Raw genomic sequence first — 3108 nt, forward strand, 5'->3', positions numbered from 1 at the left:
CGTTGCGCCCGACCCCCTCCGGGGCGCCGGGCGCGCCGGCCGTCACCGGCCCGCTCACCGACGGCAGCCGGGTCGCCCTCGCCGACCTGTGGGCCGACCGCCCCGTGGTGCTGGTCTTCTTCACCTCGTGGTGCAACCTGTGCGCGCAGCGGCAGGACGCCCTGAGCGAGCTGGCCCGCACCCACCGGGACAGGGTGGTGTTCGTCGGGGTGGCCACCGGGGACAAGCCGGCGGAGCTGCAGCGCTACCTGCGCGAGCACCGGGTGGACCATCCGGTGGTGGTCGACGACGACGGCATGATCGCGCGGTCGTACGCGGTCCGCGAGCCGCCGGCCGTGGTGCTGGTCGGCAAGGGCGGCGCGCTGCTGCGCGGCTGGCCGGGCGGGGTGGACGCGACCGCCCTCGACCAGCGGCTGGGTGAGCTGGTGCTCGCCCCCTGACCGGCGGGCCGGTCAGGGGGCGGTGCCGACGTCGCGCCGGTGGTCAGAACGGCCACTGGTCGCGGGACCCGGCCTCGATGAGCGGGATCATCGCGAACGCGGCGTCGGAGAGACCGCCGTACGTGTGCCGGTTTCCGGCCGTCGGCGTATGCCCGACCCGGTATCCGGCCAGGTTCCAGGTGTAGACCGGAACCCGTGCGGGCACCGCGGCGGCCACGTCGGCGGAGCCGTGCCAGTGCGCCTGCTCGTCGGTGAGGATGACCACCCGGTCGTGCCCGGCGTAGTGCGCCCGCACGGCCTTCTCGGTTTCCGTCCCGTCGCCGTGGAAGTAGCCGCCCTCCTTGAACCGGCGCACCGCCGCCAGCACCGACTCGCCGGCCACTGACGGGAACACCGTGTTGGCGGTGGAGAACGACACCACCGTCGCGTCCCGCGCACGGGCGGCCAGCGCGAGGCCGAACAGGGTGGCCGCGTCCCAGCAGCGCAGCGTGCCGTCCTTGCTGAACGCGCTGGTCATCGACCCGGACGTGTCGATCAGGATCAGCGTCCTGCCGTCCAGCGCGGGCACGTGCGCCAGCGCGTGCTGCAACGCCTTCTCCAGCGGGTACGCCCACCGCAGGCTCGGCGCCGCGTTGTACGCCGACAGGAAGCGCATCGGCAGGACCCGCGACCGGGCGACCTCGCCCGGGTCGGACAGCTTCGCCGCCACCGTCTCGGCGACGGCGTCACCGACCCCCGCCCGGTCGAAGTTACGCAGGTTGCGCAGCAACGCCAGGTAGCCCATGGTCGGGATGACCGCCTCCCACGCCGCGGCGTCCATGGTGGTCTGACGCCAGCCGGCGAGCGCCTCCCACGTCATACCGGCCGCGCCCAGTACCGTCGGGTCGGTGACCTCGCAGCGCTGCTCCACCGGCAGGGCCATCAGCTCGGCTCGCGCCGTCAGCACCGTCAGCGACGTTGGTAGCGGGTTGTCGCGCTTGTGGCGCCGGTCCAGGGCATGCCGGAACAGGTCACCCTGCCGATCGTCCTTCGCCGCCGGGTGGGTCAGGTCGATGACATCGCCGAACCGCACGGCACTGCTCTCGGCGTCGTACTTGAGCAGGCTGCGCTCGTGATACAGCCGGACGACGGCATCGGCGATGCCGCGCTTGACCGGCTTGGGCAGCGCCCGGCCGTAGCGGCCCAGCCAGTAGGCCAGCGCCTCACCCGGCTCGTCGGCCCGCTGCAACGCCGCGTCCACGATCGACCGCGAGCCCGGAACCCCAGCGGCGACCTGTGCCCGGGCGCCTTCGAGGGCGGCCACCACGGACGCCGAGCGCAGCATGGCACCCGTACGCAGCCACGGCACGAACCGGCCGAACCACTCCGGGTCGGCGACCGCGACGGCGGCGACCAACTCCCGGAACCGGGCATCCCGGCCGGCGGCGCCCTCGTAGAAGGTGTCCTCGCCGACCATGTTCGACACGGCGAGCAGGAAGAGTTCGGTGCGCGGCTCGCGCAGGAAGCCGGGCCCGCCCTCGGCGGTCACGATCTGGTCGGCCTCGTGCCGGTGCTGGCGCAGCTTGAGGTTGAACTTCGCCATCACGTCCCCCATGCCTGTCGAAGAAGGGGGAGACGCCGCCACAGCGCACACCCGAGATCAGAAGTCGGCGACGGACATGTCCGCTGCTCTGTCCGATTGAGCTATCAGCCCGAAGGCATCGGGGGACTCGAACCCCCAACCCGCGGATCCCGAAGTAACCGTTGCCTACGCACCGGGTGTGCGGTGTGGTGGCGCCTCCCGAGATCAGAAGCCGGTGACGGACGGGCTCTTCACCGGGGTCGTGGACCCCTCCAAGATGTAACCGTCACCTTCGCACCGGGAAGTGCGGCATCAACCTACGTGCCGCGGCAGCTGGGCGGCAATGTCATTTGGGCCGGGAACCGAACACGCCGCACACCCGAGATCAGGGTTGGGCACGGCGTCAGCGGATTCGAACCGCAGGGCCGCGAGGGCCCCTTGCCGGAGAAGTAGCCGTGTCCGTCGCACCGGGTATGCGGCGTGTATGCACCTCCCGAGACCGGAGCGGCGACGGCGGTCGGCCCTTGCGGACCACGGTGACCTGGGCCGCTGGTCGACACCGCCGAAGGCGGCGGCGGGATTCGAACCCGCGTCTCCCCGTTATGAGCGGAAGTAGCCGTCACCAGCGCACCGGGAGGTGCCCCACGACGGTAGGGACACTCCCGCCCGTCAGCAAGCCGATATCCGTACGGGCCCGACGGGACGGGTCACGCCGGTCGCCAGACCGGCGGGTCGCCGCCCAGACGTGTCGGTGGTGTCGCCCAGGTGCGCGGGCCGCCCGGCATGGTCACTGGCGGCAACACGTAGCGGAGCCGGCCCGCCGGGGCGTCCCGTTCGTCGCACCAGGGGGCCGGGTCGGGCACGGTCCCGCCCGTAACCGTTCCGGCCGGCAGGTCGTGCCGCAGCCACCGGGCGATACGCGCCAGCGACAGCTCCGCCGTCCACGCCCCGCCCCGCCGTGCGCGCTCGGCGAGTGCCCGCAGCACGGCCGCGGCCAGCAGGTAGCCGGTGCCGTGGTCGAGGGCCTGGGCCGGCAGCACGCCCGGGGTGCCGTCCGCCCGGCGCTCCACCTCGGCGATGCCGGTGGCTGCCTGGACCAGGCTGTCG

At 72.9% G+C, this 3108-nt stretch carries 3 protein-coding genes; 1 reads left to right on the forward strand and 2 read right to left on the reverse strand.

Annotated elements, in window-relative coordinates; translation table 11 throughout:
* The coding region (locus tag ACWEVO_RS33630; RefSeq protein WP_452311450.1) for a TlpA family protein disulfide reductase at positions 1 to 440 on the forward strand (440 nt) is incomplete at its 5' end.
* A gap of 43 nt (positions 441 to 483) precedes the next feature.
* Here the strand turns inward: ACWEVO_RS33630 and ACWEVO_RS33635 are convergent.
* Positions 484 to 2022 carry a TROVE domain-containing protein gene (locus ACWEVO_RS33635; RefSeq protein ID WP_452311451.1) on the reverse strand — a complete coding sequence of 513 codons (1539 nt, stop codon included), beginning with the start codon at positions 2020 to 2022 and terminating at the stop codon, positions 484 to 486.
* A 686-nt stretch (positions 2023 to 2708) separates the two neighbouring features.
* On the reverse strand, positions 2709 to 3108 hold a 400-nt coding region (locus tag ACWEVO_RS33640), incomplete at its 5' end, for a CoA transferase (RefSeq protein WP_452311452.1).

This window comes from Micromonospora sp. NPDC003776 (genome assembly GCF_053605645.1).